At 50.8% G+C, this 19,453-nt stretch carries 23 protein-coding genes and 1 tRNA gene; 2 read left to right on the forward strand and 22 right to left on the reverse strand.

Annotated elements, in window-relative coordinates:
- Nucleotides 1-3: 3 nt before the first annotated feature.
- The 6 genes from B5F07_RS05875 to B5F07_RS05900 all read right to left on the reverse strand — a co-directional run bounded on the left by B5F07_RS05875 (nt 4) and on the right by B5F07_RS05900 (nt 4,175).
- Nucleotides 4-636: a hypothetical protein gene (locus B5F07_RS05875; RefSeq protein WP_191404831.1), complete on the reverse strand. Its 633-nt coding sequence runs from the start codon at nt 634-636 to the stop codon at nt 4-6.
- A complete protein-coding gene (locus B5F07_RS05880) occupies nt 587-1,882 on the reverse strand; it encodes a glycosyltransferase (protein ID WP_087160336.1) in 1,296 nt (431 codons plus the stop codon). The genes B5F07_RS05875 and B5F07_RS05880 overlap by 50 nt, the downstream gene beginning before the upstream one ends.
- Before the next feature lie 12 nt (nt 1,883-1,894).
- Entirely contained in the window at nt 1,895-2,404 is a 510-nt protein-coding gene (locus tag B5F07_RS05885; RefSeq protein WP_087160337.1) for a DedA family protein, read from the reverse strand.
- A 294-nt stretch (nt 2,405-2,698) separates the two neighbouring features.
- Nucleotides 2,699-3,286, reverse strand: coding sequence for a xanthine phosphoribosyltransferase (locus B5F07_RS05890; RefSeq protein ID WP_087160338.1), 588 nt, complete (start codon nt 3,284-3,286; stop codon nt 2,699-2,701).
- Nucleotides 3,287-3,311: 25 nt separating this feature from the next.
- Nucleotides 3,312-3,956 carry a YesL family protein gene (locus B5F07_RS05895; RefSeq protein ID WP_087160339.1) on the reverse strand — a complete coding sequence of 215 codons (645 nt, stop codon included), beginning with the start codon at nt 3,954-3,956 and terminating at the stop codon, nt 3,312-3,314.
- A 148-nt stretch (nt 3,957-4,104) separates the two neighbouring features.
- Nucleotides 4,105-4,175, reverse strand: a tRNA-Gly gene (locus tag B5F07_RS05900).
- A gap of 197 nt (nt 4,176-4,372) precedes the next feature.
- Here B5F07_RS05900 and B5F07_RS05905 point away from each other — a divergent pair.
- Complete coding sequence (locus B5F07_RS05905) at nt 4,373-4,732, forward strand: DUF6465 family protein (protein ID WP_087160370.1); 360 nt, start codon at nt 4,373-4,375, stop codon at nt 4,730-4,732.
- Nucleotides 4,733-4,845: 113 nt separating this feature from the next.
- Complete coding sequence (locus B5F07_RS05910) at nt 4,846-5,526, forward strand: ATP-binding protein (RefSeq protein ID WP_087160340.1); 681 nt, start codon at nt 4,846-4,848, stop codon at nt 5,524-5,526.
- A gap of 30 nt (nt 5,527-5,556) precedes the next feature.
- Here the strand turns inward: B5F07_RS05910 and B5F07_RS05915 are convergent, their stop codons facing one another.
- The 16 genes from B5F07_RS05915 to B5F07_RS05990 form a co-directional block, all read right to left on the reverse strand.
- Nucleotides 5,557-6,285 carry an NAD-dependent protein deacylase gene (locus tag B5F07_RS05915; protein ID WP_087160341.1) on the reverse strand — a complete coding sequence of 243 codons (729 nt, stop codon included), beginning with the start codon at nt 6,283-6,285 and terminating at the stop codon, nt 5,557-5,559.
- Between the two features lie 88 nt (nt 6,286-6,373).
- Complete coding sequence (locus tag B5F07_RS05920; RefSeq protein WP_087160371.1) at nt 6,374-6,979, reverse strand: HD domain-containing protein; 606 nt, start codon at nt 6,977-6,979, stop codon at nt 6,374-6,376.
- A gap of 96 nt (nt 6,980-7,075) precedes the next feature.
- Nucleotides 7,076-7,462 carry a DUF6483 family protein gene (locus tag B5F07_RS05925; RefSeq protein WP_087160372.1) on the reverse strand — a complete coding sequence of 129 codons (387 nt, stop codon included), beginning with the start codon at nt 7,460-7,462 and terminating at the stop codon, nt 7,076-7,078.
- Nucleotides 7,463-7,578: 116 nt separating this feature from the next.
- The gene (locus tag B5F07_RS05930) at nt 7,579-8,103 is read right to left on the reverse strand and encodes a DUF6465 family protein (protein WP_087160342.1); all 525 of its coding nucleotides are present in this window, start codon (nt 8,101-8,103) and stop codon (nt 7,579-7,581) included.
- Between the two features lie 109 nt (nt 8,104-8,212).
- Nucleotides 8,213-8,665, reverse strand: a complete 453-nt coding sequence (locus tag B5F07_RS05935) for a MarR family winged helix-turn-helix transcriptional regulator (protein WP_087160343.1) — start codon at nt 8,663-8,665, stop codon at nt 8,213-8,215.
- An 83-nt stretch (nt 8,666-8,748) separates the two neighbouring features.
- A complete protein-coding gene (locus tag B5F07_RS05940) occupies nt 8,749-9,801 on the reverse strand; it encodes an NAD(P)H-dependent flavin oxidoreductase (protein WP_087160373.1) in 1,053 nt (350 codons plus the stop codon).
- 36 nt (nt 9,802-9,837) lie between these two features.
- Complete coding sequence (locus B5F07_RS05945; protein ID WP_087160344.1) at nt 9,838-11,583, reverse strand: acetyl-CoA carboxylase carboxyltransferase subunit alpha; 1,746 nt, start codon at nt 11,581-11,583, stop codon at nt 9,838-9,840.
- 40 nt (nt 11,584-11,623) lie between these two features.
- Nucleotides 11,624-12,958, reverse strand: a complete 1,335-nt coding sequence (locus B5F07_RS05950; RefSeq protein WP_087160345.1) for an acetyl-CoA carboxylase biotin carboxylase subunit — start codon at nt 12,956-12,958, stop codon at nt 11,624-11,626.
- A gap of 8 nt (nt 12,959-12,966) precedes the next feature.
- Nucleotides 12,967-13,398, reverse strand: coding sequence for a 3-hydroxyacyl-ACP dehydratase FabZ (gene fabZ / locus B5F07_RS05955; RefSeq protein WP_087160374.1), 432 nt, complete (start codon nt 13,396-13,398; stop codon nt 12,967-12,969).
- 19 nt (nt 13,399-13,417) lie between these two features.
- Nucleotides 13,418-13,963: an acetyl-CoA carboxylase biotin carboxyl carrier protein gene (accB, locus tag B5F07_RS05960; RefSeq protein ID WP_087160346.1), complete on the reverse strand. Its 546-nt coding sequence runs from the start codon at nt 13,961-13,963 to the stop codon at nt 13,418-13,420.
- Between the two features lie 12 nt (nt 13,964-13,975).
- A complete protein-coding gene (gene fabF / locus B5F07_RS05965) occupies nt 13,976-15,214 on the reverse strand; it encodes a beta-ketoacyl-ACP synthase II (RefSeq protein ID WP_087160347.1) in 1,239 nt (412 codons plus the stop codon).
- Between the two features lie 27 nt (nt 15,215-15,241).
- Nucleotides 15,242-15,982 carry a 3-oxoacyl-[acyl-carrier-protein] reductase gene (fabG, locus tag B5F07_RS05970; protein WP_087160348.1) on the reverse strand — a complete coding sequence of 247 codons (741 nt, stop codon included), beginning with the start codon at nt 15,980-15,982 and terminating at the stop codon, nt 15,242-15,244.
- Nucleotides 15,976-16,896: an ACP S-malonyltransferase gene (gene fabD / locus B5F07_RS05975; protein WP_087160349.1), complete on the reverse strand. Its 921-nt coding sequence runs from the start codon at nt 16,894-16,896 to the stop codon at nt 15,976-15,978. Before fabD ends, fabG begins: the two co-directional genes overlap by 7 nt.
- Entirely contained in the window at nt 16,889-17,827 is a 939-nt protein-coding gene (fabK, locus tag B5F07_RS05980) for an enoyl-[acyl-carrier-protein] reductase FabK (protein WP_087160350.1), read from the reverse strand. The genes fabD and fabK overlap by 8 nt, the downstream gene beginning before the upstream one ends.
- A gap of 48 nt (nt 17,828-17,875) precedes the next feature.
- Complete coding sequence (locus B5F07_RS05985; RefSeq protein ID WP_087160351.1) at nt 17,876-18,100, reverse strand: acyl carrier protein; 225 nt, start codon at nt 18,098-18,100, stop codon at nt 17,876-17,878.
- Nucleotides 18,101-18,167: 67 nt separating this feature from the next.
- Complete coding sequence (locus tag B5F07_RS05990) at nt 18,168-19,145, reverse strand: beta-ketoacyl-ACP synthase III (protein WP_087160352.1); 978 nt, start codon at nt 19,143-19,145, stop codon at nt 18,168-18,170.
- Between the last annotated feature and the right edge of the window lie 308 nt (nt 19,146-19,453).

Raw genomic sequence — 19,453 nt, forward strand, 5'->3', positions numbered from 1 at the left:
TTCTCATCCTCCAGCTAATTGTATCGATTCACAGCAGACAGCATCCGCGTTCACCGGGAGCTCCGGAATATGCTTCCTGTCTGTCACGCCGTAATTGTGCACGGCAACTGTCACCTTTGAAAACGGCAGAGGGATCGCGTACTTATCCCATCTGCGGTTCAGCCTGATACAGGAGGTGTAGGAAATGCTGATCCCCACAAACTCCTCCTGTGCATGCTCGGACAGATAAAATGCCAGCTTTTTCGGTTCGTGTCTCGGTCCCAGCGGACCGTCCAGCGCCACAGCGATGGAATGGGTTTTCTCACAGGAATCCCGGGCAATATTTTTAAGCGCAGCAAACGCCCGGTAACCGTCCGGAACTCTCAGGGCATTGCCTCCGCAGCGTTTAATCATATGCTCGATATAGTTTCCTCTCGTGTCCGCTGTCACCACGACGTCCACCGGCGTTGTCTTGTGCGCCAGTTTTTCAAGCACCAGATTCATAAAGAAGCTGTCCTCATGCCAGAATCCGAAGATCTGGCTGTCGCCATAACGGTTCTCCTCATGCCACTCTATCCTGACCGTGTTCTCCAACAGCTTCAGGTAATTAACGAATAAGCATTGCAGGGCCCTTTCCCCGATTTTCCTGATCTTCATATATGCCTTCTTCCTTTCCATCCCCGATCCGGATCTGCTGTGTCTGCCGGCTGCTCCGTTTTTCGCAGATACATTGATTGTAGAGCATCTCTTCGTATCTGGCAAGTACTGATGAGCGGTAATTTTCGGCAGTCCGAAGTGCTGCCTTTGCCAGACTTTCTGCTCCCGCGGCGTTTATCACCGCCTCAGCCCAGAGATCTTCCTTTTCCTCTGTCAGATATCCGTTTACCCCGGTTCTTACGATATCGTCCGCACCCACCGCATGGACCGCAACCACCGGGCATCCTGCCGCCATCGCCTCTGCCAGAACGATTCCCTGAGTCTCTGATTTAGAGGCAAAGAGGAATACGTCCGACGCGCTCAAATAATCTTTTACCTCCTCATTGGGCACGCTCCCCACAAATGTGACCACATCCTGAATTCCCAGAATGGAAGCACGCACCTTTAATTCAGACTTCTGCCTTCCGTCTCCCAGAATCATCACATGGAAACAACTTCCGATTTTATGCTTAATATCTGCAATCCCCCTGAGCAGGAAGCCGTAGTTTTTCTCCTTCTCCAGTCTGGACACCGTGACAAAGAGGTATTTCTTTCCTTTCCCGTACTTTTCCCGGATTTCCCGGGCGTGTTCCGCTTTTCTGTCAAAGAATTCATCTGCAAGACCTGTGGGAAATACCGCTGTCCGGGAAGTCACCCCGTATTTTCTCAGGATCTGCTGCATTCCCGCGGAAGGTGCGAGCACCAGGTCACACTGATTTGCAAACCACTTCATATACCGCGGTATCACCGTTTCCCGGAGCCAGCCCACCATCTTCTTCTTTCCGGCAAAACTGTTTTCCCGGATCCGGAAGCAGGGGATGTAATGCACATAGTCCTCATATCTCGTGTGGTAGGTATAGATCACCGGAATCCCGTATTTTCTTCCCAGATACAGTGCCAGCGGTCCCACAAACATCGGATGATGCACATGGATACAGTCGAAACTTTCCTCCTCAAACACCCGCAGAATTTCTCCCGGGAACAGCCCCGGATATACCATACCGTTTTCCATCTTTCTCTTCTGGGAGTGGTAGCGGATGATCCGCTCCGGCGCCCTGCTGTCATCCTCCCCGGTATCTCCGTATTCCGGGGCAAACACCGTGACCTCGTGTCCCAGCGCAATCAGCTCATGCGCCTGCCGTTCCACTGAGATCGGCACTCCGCCAAGAAATGGTCTGTAATTATTGGTAAGCATTGCAATCTTCATGACAACTCCCCCTTACGACAGAAAATCAATCGCCGCATCACCGAAAAAGTATCCTGCCCCGACAAGTGCCAGGTTCCACAGAAAAATTCCGCAAAGCGAGCTGATCGTATATTTTGCAAAATTCATCTTTACCATTCCTGCCGGAATCGAAATAATCGTCCGGACCATGGGAAGCAGCTTGCTCACAAATACGCCGATACAGCCTTTTTCCCGTAGAAATTCCATCTTTTCTTCAATTACTGCCTGATGTTTTGGAAATTTTTTGAAATAGAAGCCCATCACTTTCGGACCGCCCAGCCTGCCAAGAAGATACAGCGCCCAGCTCCCCGTAAGCCCTGCCGCCACGGTGAGTACCATGACCAGCGGGAAACTGATGTCCCCTCTGGCCGCCCAGATCCCCGCAAGCGGCATAATCACCCCCGCCGGGAATCCCGGCAGATTCAGATACTCAAGCAGAACAATCAGATAAATGAAAAAGGCTCCATACTGTATAAAATAAGATGTTAATTCCTGGATACTCATGGATATGTCCCCTCCTTTAGCTGTATATAGAATAGCGCCTATTTCTAAAGGAGGCTGATAGAAGATTCCAAAGATTTTCTTAAGAAATGTGAAAAAAATCTGTCTTTCGTGTATAGACTCACATCCGTCTGCGGGAGGGCTGCCATGACGCAGGACCGTTCCGCTTTACCTCAAAGATTTGAATGGATGTTAGAACAAATGCTTTTCGGAACGCTCTCACTTGAAGTCCTGCTTACATGACAGTCCTCCCGCAGACTTTCGTTATCTATACCGGAAAGAAACTGGTTTTTCCCCTCATGATTTCTGGGGGCGGAACTCGATATGGCCGGTTGCGGCATCCATAGCGTCTACTATAGCCAGCGATTCCAGCTGGAAGCCAAGATTCCGGATAATTCTGCCACCGGACTGGAAGCCCTTCTCAATGGCAATCCCGATTCCTTCCACCGTAGCGCCTGCCGACTGCACAATCTGGATCAGTCCCTGCAGCGCACAGCCGTTGGCAAGAAAGTCATCAATAATCAGAACATGGTCAGCCGGTGAAAGAAATTTCTGCGATACAATCACATGATTGATACACTTATGGGTAAATGATTCAACCTCCGCCACGTACATCTCTCCGTCCAGGTTAATGCTCTGGGATTTTTTTGCAAATACGACCGGGACATCAAAATGCTGCGCTGCTATACAGGCGATCCCGATCCCCGAAGCCTCAATTGTGAGAATCTTGTTGATCGGTTTGCCGGCAAATCTTCTCTTGAACTCCGCACCCATCTGATCCAGCAGTTTGATATCCATCTGATGATTCAGAAAACTGTCAACTTTCAGAACATTTCCTTCTTTTACGATACCGTCTTTTACAATCCGTTCTTCTAAAAAATTCATCCCTCAACCTCTTCCTTTGTATCTGTTATTGTTTGTCGCTTTCTTCTCCGGCTGCCTCAAATATGGTAAACACTCTCCGCAGCAGCCAGGAATAGATCCAGGCAAGCAGCGAAACGCCGATCAGCATCCAGAGCGGTATGGCCATCATCAGGGTCTGAACGGTCCAGAAAGAGAGTACCACCGCCGCAACAAGGATAAGGATCATCAAAAGCGTGTACGGCAGCTTTGCAATCGTAAGAATCAGGGCATTCCGGAACGTGCTTCGAATCGTATTTTCATAGCGGGCTGTCAGCGGGAAAACGTAAATCATTACCGACAGCAGCAGGATTCCGAGCAGAATAAAAATAACCGTCAGGACAAATCCCGCATTGCCGCCCAGCGAACCGGCAAAATTAAAGTCCACCCACCACACAATGGCAAGGGCCAGAATAATAAGCCACATGATTGTACTCTGCTTGAAATTCTCCTTAAAAGCTTTGAAAAATCCCCGGAAGATGTAGCCCTCCTCATTTTTTACAAGCTTGAGCATTACAGTGTAAAGTGCCGCTGTTGATGCTCCGATGGTAAAAATCGGTATGGAGCAGATCAGCCACAGAACATTGAGACACACCATATCGCAGATTTTCGAAAGCGCTCGTGTTACAACATTGTCAGTCCAGTTAAAATTCATAGTTCACATCTCTCTTTTTCTTTTGATTTTTATACAGTATAACACAGGTACGGGGCGGGTTACAATGCGAAGATAAAAAAAGGAAGACACTTCTGCCTCCACTTTTATAATGCGAATATACACCTGAGAAATTCAGGTAAAAAAATAGAGCGGGTGATGAGAATCGAACTCACGTATCCAGCTTGGAAGGCTGGTGTTCTACCATTGAACTACACCCGCGTCATCTCTGACACAAGCAGTATAATATCATATGCCTGAAAAAAAAGCAAGCATTTTTTTGAATTTATTTTTATTTATTTTTAAACCTTTTGTCTCTTCTTTTTTTGACTTCCGGAACAGGACATTATATAATAAAGATTGTCCGCAATTTTTCTGATGCGGTCAGATACAAAAAACAGAAAAGGGGTTTTATCATCATGAGCAGACGAACAGACAAGAAAAAATTCAAGAGAATGCTTCAGGCACAGCCCGCACAGAATACGGCAGAAACCGCAGCTGCGGAGACTTCCTCGCAGACCACAGCAGATACTGCCGGCGAAAACACTGCCGCTGCCGTCGAAAGAACTGGCGCAGAAGCCGTTTCTGCCGCTGCAGACTGCCCGCTCTTTATCCAGTATCAGAATCACGAGTATACTGCGGAAAATATTATTTCACAGGTACGCGAAAAATGTGCAGCAGAGGGAATGGATTCCTCCGATCTCAGGATTTATGTAAAACCGGAAGATCAGCGCGCATATTTTGTCTGTGCCGGCGGAAACAGTTTTATCGACCTGTAAAATTTTCTTTCTATTTGTTGTTATAACAACATCCTGCTTTCTTTTTTCAATGTATAATACCTGGGAACAGTGTGGGAAAAGATACCCTGCAAAAAGAAAGGATGACATACACCATGATAAGAAAAATCATTCAAATTGACGAAGAAAAATGCAGCGGATGCGGGCTCTGCGCTTCCGCTTGCCACGAAGGCGCTATCGGCATGGTAAACGGAAAGGCAAAACTCCTCCGGGACGACTACTGCGACGGACTTGGCGACTGCCTGCCCGCATGTCCGGAAAACGCGATCTCGTTTGTGGAACGTGAAGCCGCCGCTTACGATGCCGAAGCTGTCAAAAAGAACATGGAGGCAAAAAAATCCGCCGCGTCCGGTCATGCATCATTCGCACAGTCCGCTTCTGACGCCTCTGCCGAAACGGACTGCACATCCCGTCTCGGGCAGTGGCCGGTACAGATCAAACTTGCGCCTCTGGCAGCGCCATATTTTGCCGGTGCCTCCCTCTTAATTGCAGCGGACTGCACCGCATATGCCTATGCCCGGTTCCATGAAGATTTCATGCGGGGAAAGATTACTCTGGTCGGATGTCCCAAACTGGACGCTGTAGACTACTCGGAAAAACTTGCCGAAATCATCCGCCAGAATGACATCCGGGATATCACTACCGTCCGCATGGAAGTTCCCTGCTGCGGCGGCCTTGAATACGCTGTCGGCAAGGCCATCCGGGAGAGCGGAAAATCCATCTTCCATCAGGTTGTAACGATATCCATCAAAGGAGAGATCCTGAACCAGGCGTAAGGGGAAACTAGTGTATTTGCGGATATAAATTTACCTGACTTCTATTCTTTCCAGGATCTCTCCTATGGGTGCCGCGATGGTCAGTTCTGCGCGGACGGTTTTCGCGGTCTCGGACTTATTGATGACAACCAGATGCTTTCCGCTGAAATAGTCAATGAACCCGGCCGCCGGATAGACGACAAGGGACGTGCCTCCGATAATCAGTGTATCTGCCCGGGAGATCGCGCGGACGGCGCCCTGGATTGTCTTCTGGTCCAGTCCTTCTTCATACAGGACAACATCCGGCTTGATCGTGCCGCCGCAGGAACATTTTGGCACCCCTTCTGAATTTTTCACATATTCCGCGTCATAGAACTTTCCGCAGCGCATACAGTAATTTCTGTGAATGCTTCCGTGCAGTTCATAGACATTCCGGCTGCCTGCCGCCTGATGGAGCCCGTCGATATTCTGGGTCACAATGGCGGAAAGCTTCCCTGCCTTCTCAAGCTCCGCCAGCTTCAGATGCGCCGGATTAGGCTTCGCATCGAGAACCATCATTTTATCCTTGTAGAATTCATAAAACGCGTCCGGATACTGCATGAAAAAACTGTGGCTTACCACCTGTTCCGGCGAATATCTGTACTTCTGATGATAGATTCCGTCTGCACTGCGGAAATCCGGGATGCCGCTCTCTGTAGAGACTCCTGCTCCTCCGAAAAAAACAATTCTGCTGCTGTCATCTATAATCTCCTGTAACTGCTCTGTTTCCTTTTCGTACATTTCTCTTACTCCTTTCTGCGCAATTCCTTTATATCCGGTCTGACATTCTGCTTCTTTCCATCTTCCACAGCTGTTTTCTGCTGTGTCATTACGCTTCCTGATCTGCCTTCAGATTTCCTGCCTGAACATTCCGGTCAAAGATCTCATTCATCTTCTCCCAGACAATCTTTGACGTATCCGGGATACGCTCGTTTCTCTTGCAGGGCTGTGACCGGTATACGCCGTGCTCCGCCCAGCTTTTTCCGCCGGAGGCGTCATTCAGCAGGATCGGTTGGAAGTTGTCCAGAAGATGAGCATATTTTGCATCTGCGCTTTCATAGGCTTCAAACTCCTCCCAGAGCATCCGGAAATATTTCCCCTGATCCTCCGGGAGCATGCCGAAGATCCGGTCTGCTGCTTTCACTTCCCTCTCCCGTTTTGTGGCGGCTCCTGCTTCGTCGTAAGCATAGGTATCCCCGGCATCGATCTCCACCAGATCATGGATGAGCACCATGGTCATCACCCGCGCCACATCCACCTCCTCGTCCATATGCTCTTTCAGAAGCACCGCCATAAGAGCAAGGTGCCAGGAATGCTCTGCATCGTTTTCTTTCCGTTTGCCGTCTGCCAGATAGGTCTGCCGGAAGATATTTTTCACCTTGTCTGTTTCCACGATAAAACGTATCTGCTGTTCCAGACGTTCTTTCTGTTCCATTTTATTTTCTTCCAATCTGTTCTCCTCCATCCCGCCATCACCACGTTCTTTCACCTGTTCCCGGGCTTCCCGTGCCGACGGCCTGTATCTGTATTTCTACTCCAGTTCACTCATGAATAGGCTGTCGTCAATCTCATATTCACGGAGCATGTTTCTCAGTCCGTCTCTGATTTCATCCCGGGAATAATGATTAGCCAGAAGAAACTCATCCTCAAATTCATTGATATGGTAATAAAATGCAAGCCCGGTCTCCAGATGATCCGCGCTTTTCTCTTCCAGAGCCTCCCAGAGCAGATTTTCCGCCTCGTTGATCTGCCCCGCATCCGCCATTTTCAGGATACGCGAATACAGTCCGTCCTCACTGCCGTACCTGTTTTCTTCTTCCAGTTCATAGAAAGGCCCCTTTTTATTCAGAGCAATACGCATGACAACTTCTATTGCCTCTTTGAGCATGCGCATAACATAGTCTTCTTCATACCGCATAATTTCCGCCTCCGCGCCCGCAATTCCGGACAGAACCGTGTCTGTAACTGAAGAAAAAGCACCCCCTGCGCGCGGTATAACCGCATGCATGGAGTGCCTGCATGTACTTCTCTGTCTTACAGATCAACTTCCCCGGTTGTATCTCCGTTGATAACATAGTATGCTTTGGAATCTTCCGGTTTCAGATAGATCTTAACATCTTTCATATCGCCGACTTTTTTCTTGAGAACTTTTGTCCAGATCTCTTTCACTTTCTGAAGGATCTCTTTCTCAGAATACTCTTTTCCGTAGAACTGCAGGAAGAGTTCTGTCTTTACCTCTGCCTTTTTCGCCGGTGCTTTTTTCGCTGCTGTTTTCTTTGCAGCTGTCTTTTTCTCCGGTGCCGCCTTTGTCTCTGCTGTCTTTTCCTCTGGTGTATCCACTAAAACGCCTGCTTTTGTCTCGATTGCCTTCGTTGTGTCTTTCTTTGTCTCGATTGCCTTCGCTTTTTCAGGCTCTGCTTTTACTGTCTTCTTTGCTGCTTTTGTCTCTTTTTCATCTGCGGCTTTCACTGCTGTTTCCTTTGTCACTTTTTCAACTGCTTTCTCAGCTGTTTTCTTTTCAGCTGCTGTCTTCGCCGCTGCTGTCTTCTTTGCTACCATACTTGTTCCCTCCTAAAATAATACACCCAAGTATTTTGGCATTAAAATTTACTCCTCAAAGTTCCAACGAGATTGTACCGCATTTTTTCGAAAACGTCAAATTTTTTGTTCAATTCGTTTCATTTTTCTTATATCCTCTGAAAAATTCCGATAAACTATCGAGTGTTTTCAGCAAAATCGGTATCTCATCCTCGTCCAGTTTTTCAATCACCGCATTTGTCATCTGTCTGTGATACTCTCTGTGATGATCGTATGCTCTCACACCTTTTTCCGTAAGTCCGAGAAAGACTACTCTTCTGTCCTCCTCGCTTCTTTTTCTCACCACGTATTTCTTGTTCACAAGGCTGTTCACCGCAGTTGTCAGGGAACCCGCCGTGATGCCGAGCTTCTTCGCCACCATGGACATGGTACTCTTTCCGGAAAGTCCGATTGCCTCAATGATATGCATATCGTTATTTGTAATATCTTTAAATTCCTCTGTTATAATCGCCTCTTCTTCCTGTTTCCAGATCACATTGAAAAGATTGACCAGGACATCGTTGATCGTATCATATGCATCCATCCGGCATTTCCTCCTTTCCGTAAAGCTCTTGTTTCCGCGTCATCTGCCCTGTGCGGAATAATCCCGGAGAAAACGGGCATCTTTCAGGCAAACAGCGCCTGAATTACCGCACTTACCGTCTCGATCTTATCCGCTTTGTACGCCTTCGCCCCGCAGAACAAAAGGGCGTTGTCCACGTCTCCTTTTACTGCGCTGATCAGTCCGTCCGTAATACAATAGGGGATCTCCGCGGGAGAACATTTTGTCAGACATCCGTGACAGGGTGAATGACTGATTTTCCCGCCGTCCATCACCTTTTTCATAAACGGATTCATGATCGCTCTTCCCGGCATTCCCACCGGGCTTTTGACAATCCGGATATCCTCTTTTGAAGCGCGGATATAGGCTTCCTTGTAACGGATATCTGCATCGCACTCTTCTGTGGTCACAAAGCGGGTCGCCACCTGGACGCCGTCTGCGCCCAGATCCATGACGCGCTTTACATCGCTGTGGTCATAGATGCCGCCCGCCACCACAACGGGGATTTCCACTCCGTACTTCTCTCCGTATTTTTTCACTGTAGCAATGATCTTTCTGATCTCTTCCCCGTAGGACTGGGGCGTATACTGTTCCAGTTCCTCTTTTTTAAACCCCAGATGCCCTCCGGCCTCCGGTCCTTCGATCACGACCAGATCTGCCGTCCGCTTATATTTTCTGTCCCAGTATTTCAGGATCACATTGGCGGACTTGTCTGTGGAGACGATAGGCGCAATCCGGGTGCTGCTTCCTTCTGTAAGCGCGGGAAGCTCTGTAGGAAGTCCTGCCCCGGAAATGATAATGTCCGCTCCCGCCTTCACCGCCGCACGGATATGTGCCGCATGTTCCTTAAGTGCAGTCATCACATTAAAGCCGATGATACCGTCCGGAGCTATCTCCCTCGCTTTCTTCATCTCACTCTCAATGGCCCTCAGGTTCGCCTCTGCCGGGTTTCTGTCAAAGTCCGGCTCCCGGTAGCCGATCTGTGCGCTGGAGATAACCCCGACGCCGCCTTCTTTCGCCACCGTTCCCGCCAGTCTTCCCAGGCTGATTCCCACGCCCATTCCTCCCTGAATCAGGGGGATTCTGGTGATTTTATCACCGATTTTCAGATTTTTCATACTCATCCTCTGCCTCTGCGGAAATTTCTTTTCAAATTACATCCGCCGGAATCTGTCATATCTCCTGTCTGTCAGTTCTTTCCGGTCAAGCTTTGTATACCGGTCCAGGAAGTCCGCGATCCGCCCATCCAGTTCCGTACAGACCGGCGCCATGGTCTCTCCCGTGAACTCTGCCGGTTCCGGAATCACCTGTTCCACAATTCCAAGATGTTTCAGATCGGCTGCCGTCAGTTTCATCACCTCTGCCGCCTCGTCTGCCCGCTTGCTGTCCTTCCAGAGGATACTTGCGAATCCTTCCGGGGAAAGCACGGAATAGATGGCGTTCTCCAGCATCCAGACTTCGTCCGCCACAGCCATCGCCAGGGCGCCGCCGCTTCCGCCCTCTCCGATCACAACGGAAAGAACCGGAACTTTCAGCCCGGAGAGCTCGTACAGATTTCTGGCTATCGCCTCGCCCTGTCCTCTCTCTTCTGCTTCCAGCCCGCAGAATGCTCCCGGTGTGTCTACAAAACAGATCACCGGACGGCTGAATTTTTCCGCCTGTTTCATCAGCCGCAGGGCTTTCCTGTAGCCGTCCGGGGAAGGCATGGAGAAATTGCGGTCCAGATTTTCTTTCGTAGTCTTTCCTTTGGCCTGTGCGATCACCGTGACAGGCATTCCATGGAAGCGGGCAATTCCTCCGACAATCGCATGGTCATCCTTGAAATAACGGTCCCCGTGGAACTCCATAAAATCCGTAAACAAAGCGTCAATATAATCGGTTCCCACCGGGCGGTCTTTCTTCCTGGAAAGCTGGACTCTCTCCCAGGCGCTTAGGGTTTTGCTCTGTCTCTCTGCCGTATTTCTGCTGTTATCGACGTTTTCATCCTGCCCCTGTTCTGCTGTATTGGAAGCGCCGTGCTCCGACCATACATCCTGAGCCTTCCGGCCGCTTTCCCGGTGCATGGAGAGGATCTGTGCCAAAACATCTTTCATCTCCTCGCGCTCCACAATGCGGTCCACGAAACCGTGGTCAAGAAGGAACTCGGAACGCTGAAATCCTTTCGGCAGCTTCTGCCCGATGGTCTGCTCGATCACCCTGGGCCCCGCAAAACCGATCAATGCTTTCGGCTCCGCCAGAATAATATCTCCCAGCATGGCAAAACTTGCCGTCACCCCGCCTGTCGTGGGATCCGTGAGTACGGAGATATAGAGTCCGCCGGCGTCACTGTGACGTTTTAAGGCTGCGGAAGTCTTCGCCATCTGCATCAGGGAGACAATTCCCTCCTGCATCCTTGCTCCTCCGGAACAGGTAAAGATAATCACCGGAAGCTTCTCCTGCGTGGCGCGCTCCACCGCCCGGGTAATCTTCTCGCCGACGATCCAGCCCATGCTCGCCATCATGAATCTGCCGTCGCAGACGCCGATGACAGCCGGATTTCCGTCTATCATGATCTTTCCCGTGACTACCGCCTCGTTTAAGTTCGTCCGCTCCTTTAAGACGCGCACTTTCTCCTCGTACCCCTTGAAGTCCAGAGGATTGACGAAATCCATCTCTTTGTCCCACTCTTCGAAGGAACCTTCATCTGCAAGCATCTCAATCCTGCGGTACGCATGGACCCGGAAATAGCCGTGGCACTTGGGACAGATATAGTATCCGTTCTTCACATCCTCGGCGATGATCGCAGCGCCGCATTTATTACACTTTCTCAGGAGTCCTTCCGGCACTTCCGGACGGCTGCCTGTCAGCGAAATATAATGCGCCCTTTTGCTTGTTTTTTTAAACATGTTCTGTAGTTTCATTTGAGATTACCTCCCGATGTAAAGAATACCGCTGTCACTCTCACAGAGAATTGATAAATTCAATGTCGATATTTCCCGACACAAAATCCGGATGATTCAGGATCTCATACTGATAATCCACATTTGTGTCAATTCCCTCAATGATTACCTCGCCCAGGGCACTCCTCATCTTGCGGATCGCCTCGTCCCGGTTCTTTGCATGGACGATCAGCTTGGCAAGCATGGAGTCATAGTAGGGCGGAACCGTATATCCGCTGTAGATCGCGGAATCAATCCGCACGCCCTTGCCTCCCGGAAGATACATATCCGTGATGGTTCCCGGTGATGGCCGGAAGTTCTTCGCCGGATTCTCCGCATTGATCCTGCACTCGATGGCATGCCCTGTGATATGCACGTCCTCCTGGCGGTAACTGAGTTTTCTCCCGTCGGCAATCCGGATCTGCTCCTTGACCAGATCGATGCCCGTCACCCACTCGGTGACCGGATGTTCCACCTGGATCCTGGTGTTCATCTCCATAAAATAGAAGCTGCCGTTTTTCTCCAGAAGGAACTCGATGGTTCCCGCATTTGTATAATGGGCTGCCTTCGCCGCCTTTACCGCCGCCTCTCCCATCTTTGCCCGAAGTTCGGGAGTCAGTGCGATGGACGGGGATTCCTCGATCATCTTCTGGTGGTTTCTCTGGATGGAGCAGTCCCGCTCTCCCAGATGGATCACGTTGCCGTGTTTGTCTGCAAGGATCTGGAACTCGATGTGGCGGGGATGCTGTACGAAATGCTCAATGTACATGGTATTGTCCCCGAATGCCATCTGGGCTTCCTTCTGGGCTGTCTGGAAACTGTTCTCGAACTCCTCCGGCGTCTCCGCCACTCTCATACCCTTGCCGCCGCCGCCAAGAGCAGCCTTGACAATAACGGGATATCCGATCTCCGCAGCGACCTTCGCGCCCTCCTCGGCATCGTAGATGGGATCTTTACTTCCCGGAATAACCGGAACGCCTGCCGCCATCATGGTATTTCTTGCCTCGGACTTGTTGCCCAGCTTCCGGATCACTTCGGAATCCGGTCCGATAAATGTAATATTGCACTGCTCACAAAGCTCGGCGAAACGGCTGTTTTCCGAGAGGAAACCGAATCCCGGATGGATGGCGTCCGCCCCGGATACCAGAGTCGCGCTGATAATGTTCTGCATATTCAGATAGCTCTCGGAAGAAGGCGCCGGCCCGATACAGATGGCCTCGTCGGCAAGCTGCGTATGCAGTGCCTCCCGGTCCGCCTCCGAGTAGACCGCCACCGTCTCGATGCCCATCTCACGGCATGCCCGAATAATGCGGACCGCGATCTCTCCCCGGTTTGCGATTAATACCTTTTCAATCATCTCTGTCCTTACTCCCCTACCATAAATGTCAGTTCTGCTGTAACTACTACCTTTCCGTCCACATAAGCTGTCGCCTGTCCGACGCCCACCGGACCTTTGCTCTTGATGATCTTTGTCTCAAGCTTCAGGGTGTCTCCCGGGAATACCATTCCCTTGAAACGGCATTTCTGTACGCCGCCGAAAAACGCGATCTTCCCTTTGTTTTCCGGCACGCTTAAGATCGCCACCGCTCCGGTCTGCGCCAGAGCCTCAAGGATAAGAACCCCCGGCATCACTGCCTTCTGGGGAAAATGTCCGCGGAAAAAGTCCTCTCTGTATGTCACTGCCTTATATCCCACGGCATACTGTCCCGGCTCATAATCCTCGATCTTATCGATCAGGAGAAACGGATGTCTGTGGGGTATAATTTCCTGAATCTGCTCTACGTTTAAACTGTTCATAATCATGCACCTTTCTTAATCAGCCGATCACGAAAAGCGGCTGTCCGTACTCTACTGCCTCGCCGTTTTCCACAAGGATCTCTTTTACCGTTCCGGTAAAATCACTCTCAATCTCATTCATCAGCTTCATGGCCTCAACGATTGCCAGAACCTGTCCTTCCTTCACGCTGTCTCCCACCTTCACAAAAGGCTCTGCATCCTCGGACGGAGCCGCATAGAAAGTTCCCACGAGCGGAGATTTTACCACGTTTCCGGCAATCTCACCTGCGTCCGAAGCGTTTTCCGCCTCCCCTGCAGTTGTGCCCGGAACCGTGCCATTTCCGTTGCCTGCCGGAACTGCCGCGCCTGCCGCATTTGCCGGGATTCCCGCATTGACCGGAACCGCCTGGGCAGCAACAGCTGCCGGGGCAGCCATAACCGCCGGAGCAACAGCCGCCTGAACCGGAACGATCCTGTCGCATGTCTTTTTCAGGGACAGCTTTACGCCGTCCTCCTCATATTTGAATTCAGTCAGCTCTGACGCCGACACAGCTTCGATCAGCTGTAATACCTGTTCTACCTTCATCTCAAATGCACCCTACCCTTCGTATTTCTTCAACAGCAGTGTCGCATTGTGTCCCCCGAATCCGAGAGAGTTGGTCAGCACGTAGTTTACTTCCTTCTCAACCGGCGCGCCCACCGCATAATTCAGGTCACACTCCGGGTCCACATTCTCAGTTCCCACCGTCTGGTGGATGAATCCATCCAGAATACTCTTGACACAGACAACGAATTCAACGCCGCCTGCTGCCCCGAGCAGATGTCCGATCATGGACTTTGTGGAGTTAACCACCACGTCTTTCGCCGCATCCCCGAGAGCAAATTTGATCGCCCTTGTCTCAAAGAGGTCGTTGTGGTGTGTGCTCGTTCCGTGGGCATTGATATAGTCGATCTGGTCCGGTGTAACCCCGGCTTCCTCCATAGCAAGCTTCATCGCCATACCTGCACCCTCTCCGCTCTCTTCCGGAGAAGTGATGTGGTAAGCATCGCCTGTCGCACCGTATCCCACAAGCTCGGCATAGATTTCTGCGCCGCGCGCTCTGGCGTGCTCCAGTTCCTCCAGGACTACAACTCCCGCGCCCTCGCCCAGGACGAATCCGTCTCTGTCTTTGTCAAACGGACGGGATGCATGCAGCGGATCGTTTGTGGTGGACAGTGCCGTAAGTCCGGTAAATCCTGCGATTCCCGTAGCACATACAGAAGCCTCTGTTCCTCCTGCCACCATCACATCCGCGTCACCATACTGGATGGCGCGCAGTGCATCACCGATACAGTTTGTACCGGATGCGCATGCAGTAACAACATTGGTACATTTTCCTTTCAGTCCGAGCTGAATGGAAATATTACCTGCCGCCATGTTGGAGATCATCAGCGGAACCATCAGAGGATTCACACGGCTTGGTCCCTTTGTGAGGATCTTCTCATAGTTCGTCTCCACACACTGCAGGCTTCCGATTCCGGATCCCACAATAACGCCGCAGCGGTACGGATTTTCTTTCGTCATATCAATCCCCGCGTCGTCAAATGCCTCTTTCGCTGCAGCAACCGCATACTGCGAAAAAAGTTCCATTCTCTTCGCCGCCTTGAAATCCATGCGCTCTTTCGCGACGAATCCCTTTACCTCAGCCGCAATCTGAACTTTGAAATCAGATGCGTCAAACTTCGTAATCGGTCCGATTCCGACCTTACCTTCCTTTATCCCGCTCCAGAACTCCTCCACCGTATTTCCGATGGGCGTCACAGCTCCAAGCCCGGTCACTACAACTCTTCTCTTCATAACTCCAACCTTTCCGACCCTCTGGTCTTACATTGCCATTCCGCCGTCTACATTCAGCACCTGTCCGGTGATGTAACGAGCCTCATCCGATGCCAGGAATGCCACTGCATTTGCGATATCTTCCACCTCTCCGAATTTTCCGAGAGGGATCTGCGCTACAGCGCCTTCTTTCACTTTATCTGAAAGCACGGCTGTCATCTCCGTGTTGATAAATCCGGGAGCCACTGCATTTACCGTGATTCCGCGGCTTGCCAGCTCTCTCGCCGCAGACTTTGTCAGTCCGATCACGCCCGCTTTGGATGCCGAATAATTCGCCTGTCCTGCATTGCCGAGCACGCCGGAGACCGACGCCATATTGACGATGCGTCCGCCTCTCTGCTTAATCATCTGGCGCGCCACGAAACGGATACAGTTGAACGTCCCTTTCAGGTTTGTGTCGAGAACCGCATCGTAATCTTCCTCGGACATCTTCATCAGCAGTCCGTCCCTTGTGATTCCCGCGTTATTTACCAGGATATCCACACTTCCGAAGGTAGAGATAATCTCTTTGAACATCTCCTCGCAGGCATGGAAATCCGACACATTGCACTGACGGATCTCAGCCTTTCCTCCTGCTGCCTCAATCTCGCTCTTTACTTCTTCCGCGCGCTCCTTTGAACCGTTATAATTGACAACGACCGTGGCTCCCTCAGAAGCAAGCTTTAATGCAACTGCACGTCCGATTCCCCTGGAAGCTCCTGTCACTACGGCAACTTTTCCATTTAACATAATTCGTTTACCACCTTATCTACATCTTCCCATGTTCCGACGTTATACACCTTCACATCCCGGCTGATCTTGCGCATGAAACCTGCCAGTGTCTTTCCCGGTCCGATCTCCACAAAAGTATCCACGCCGTCTGCAATCATGTTCTCCACGCTCTGCTCCCAACGCACGGAGGACGCCACCTGTTTCGCCAGGAGAGCCTTCGTCTCGCTGATATCTCTCACATACTCTGCCGTCACATTCGTCACATAGGGAACGTCCAGCTCGGAAAGTTCCACGCCTGCAAGAACCTGTCCCAGCTCTCTTCCCGCCTCTTCCAGCATGGGAGAATGGAACGGACCGCTTACATTCAGAGGGAGAACTCTCTTCGCCCCTGCTTCTTTGAGCGCTTCTGATGCCTTCTCCACACTCTCCTTCCATCCGGTGATCACGATCTGTCCCGGGCAGTTGTAGTTTGCAATCGTCACACCGTCCATTCCGTCAATCACTTTCTCGATGGCATCTCCGGTCATGCCCAGCACCGCCGCCATGGTTCCTCTGCCTCCCGGCACTGCATTCTGCATCAGGATCCCGCGCTTTCTCACTGTGGTGATGGCGTCCTCATCCTTCATGCCTCCTGCGGAGACGATAGCGCAGTACTCGCCCAGGCTTAAGCCCGCTGTAACGTCCGGTTTCAGCCCCCGCTCTCTCAACACATGTTCCATCGCCAGGCAGACCGTCACAAGCGCCGCCTGTGTGTACTCGGTCTGATCCAGCCTGTCATTTTCCTCAAAGCATAACGCTTTCATATCTATATCCAGCAGTTCCGTCGCCTTATCGATGACTTTCCTTGCTGTTTCACTCTGTTCATAAAAATCTTTGCCCATTCCGGCTTTCTGTGCTCCCTGTCCCGGGAACATAAATGCGATCTTACTCATAGAACCCTTTCCCTCCGATCAGGTCGTCCGTCTCTTTCACCAGCTTCTGGATCAGATCGTGACATGACATCTTTTCTTTCACCATTCCGGCGATCTGACCTGCCATCACGCTTCCGGTCTTCACATCACCGTCAACAACCGCTCTTCTCAATCCTCCGAGCGTCAGGAGCTCAAGCTCCTCGAAAGAAGCGCCCTCCTGCTCTTTCTTCAGGTATTCCTTGGTCATCTGGTTTCTTAAGGCTCTTACCGGATGTCCCGTGGAACGTCCGGTCACTCTGGAATCGATGTCCCTTGCCTTGATGATCATATCCTTGTAATTTTCATGAACCTGAGACTCATTCGTAACCACAAAGTGAGTTCCCATCTGTACTCCCTGCGCGCCAAGCATAAATGCCGCCGCGATTCCTCTTCCGTCCGCGATACCGCCCGCAGCGATCACCGGGATATTCACTGCATCCACAACCTGGGGCACAAGCACCATGGTCGTGTTCTCTCCAATATGTCCGCCGGCCTCTGTTCCCTCAGCCACCAGTGCGTCCGCGCCGCATCTCTCCATGCGCTTTGCAAGTGCCACGGATGCGATGACCGGGATCACCTTTACTCCGGCTTCCTTCCACATCTTCATATATTTTTCCGGAGATCCGGCACCGGTCGTCACGACTTTCACGCCTTCCTCCACAATCACTTTTGCCACATCGTCCGCATAGGGACTCATGAGCATGATATTCACGCCAAACGGTTTGTCCGTCAGCTTCTTTGCTTCTCTGATCTGGTCACGTACCCAGTCAGCCGGCGCGCTCGCTGCGCCGATGAGCCCCAGGCCGCCGGCTTCGGATACGGCGGCTGCAAGATGATACTCAGCAACCCAAGCCATTCCTCCCTGAATGATCGGATACTCAATTCCCAGTAGTTCGGTTACTTTTGTTTTCATACTAACAACCTTTCTTTCTAAAAAATGAATCGTCTTTAATCGTCTTTCTTACTTATGTGCTTCCAGATATTTTACAACATCACCGATCGTCGCGATCTGCTCCAGATCCTCAGACGGAATCTCCACTTCAAACTCTTCCTCAAATGCCATTACCATTTCAAACAGATCCAGGGAATCTGCACCAAGGTCATCTTTAAAAGATGTCTCCTCTGTAAGCGTTGCCGCATCAACATTTAATGAGTCTGCTACGATTTCTTTGATCTTCTCTAACATGGTTTCTTTTCCTTTCTTTTCTGAAAAATTTTAAATAAATGTATATGTAATCCGGCTCTGCCGGGGATTACCATTCTGTCAGGCACGCCGCCCAGGTGAGTCCTGCCCCGAATCCTGCGAGGACAATTTTCTGTCCTCTTTCGAACATCCCTTTCCGGTTCATCTCATCCAGAAGAATCGGGATACTGGCTCCGGAAGTGTTGCCGTACTCGTCCAGATTCATCGGGAATTTCGCAATGTCTGCTTTCAGCCGTTTTGCAGCCGCTTCCACAATTCTGCGGTTTGCCTGGTGAAGAATGAACCAGTCCACATCTTCCACGCCAAGGTTCTCCTGCCCCAGAAGTTCTTCCACAATCTCCGGCACCTTTCTCACGGCAAATTTAAATACCGCCTGGCCGTCCATCTGGATGTAAGACTCTTTATCACTTTTCTTCTCTTCCCCGGTCAGCTCTTCCCAACCCTTCCGGTGTCTGCTGAGCGCTGTGAGCGCTTCCCCCTTCTTTCCGTCGGAATATGCCGCCATCCGGCATGGTGTTCCCTCTTCCGCCTTCAGAAGAACCGCTCCGGCGCCGTCACCGAACAGGATGCAGGTGCTCCGGTCTGTCCAGTCCACCATATTGCTCATGCTCTCCGCCCCGATCACCAGGACTGTTCTGTAAATCCCGGCGCTGATGTAGGCCTGGGCCGTGTTGTACGCAAGCACAAACCCGGTGCATGCGGCGTTGATATCAAATCCTGCCGCCCGCTTTGCCCCGATCATCTTCTGCACTTCACATGCCATGCAGGGAAACACTGTTTCCGAGGAAGATGTTGCCGCAAGGATCAGATCAATCTCTTCCGGATCCGTCCCGCTCTGCTCTATCGCCCGCATGGCCGCCTGCCCGGCCATATAGGATGTTGTCTCCTCCTGAATCACATGACGCCGGACGATTCCCGTCCGCTCCCGGATCCACTCATCACTTGTATCAACAATCTTTGCCAGATCGTTGTTGTCCATTATGTGCGGCGGAGCATAAGAGCCCGTCCCGCAAATCTTTCCTACCATAGTGTTTTTCTCCGCATCTGAAATAATTATTTTGAATATAAAATACTTTGATCCTTAAATACTTTGACTTTCAAAGTATATCACACTGAGAGGATTTGTCAATCGGAATATGGAAAATATTTTCGACAATGTTTTTGGCGCACTTACAAAAGGGGATGTCGGTTAATACCGATTTTTAACCCTTGATATGAGAGGAAGGGGCAATCCCAGAGAATTCGTGCTTTTTCAAAGCCTGAATTCTCTCCAGGATTGCCTCTTCCTTTTGATATCGCTTATTTCAGGGCGCAAAAATCCCCTTGTTTGGATTT

Origin of the sequence: Lachnoclostridium sp. An169 (genome assembly GCF_002160525.1) — a bacterium.
Taxonomy (GTDB): Bacteria; Bacillota; Clostridia; order Lachnospirales; family Lachnospiraceae; genus Mediterraneibacter; species Mediterraneibacter cottocaccae.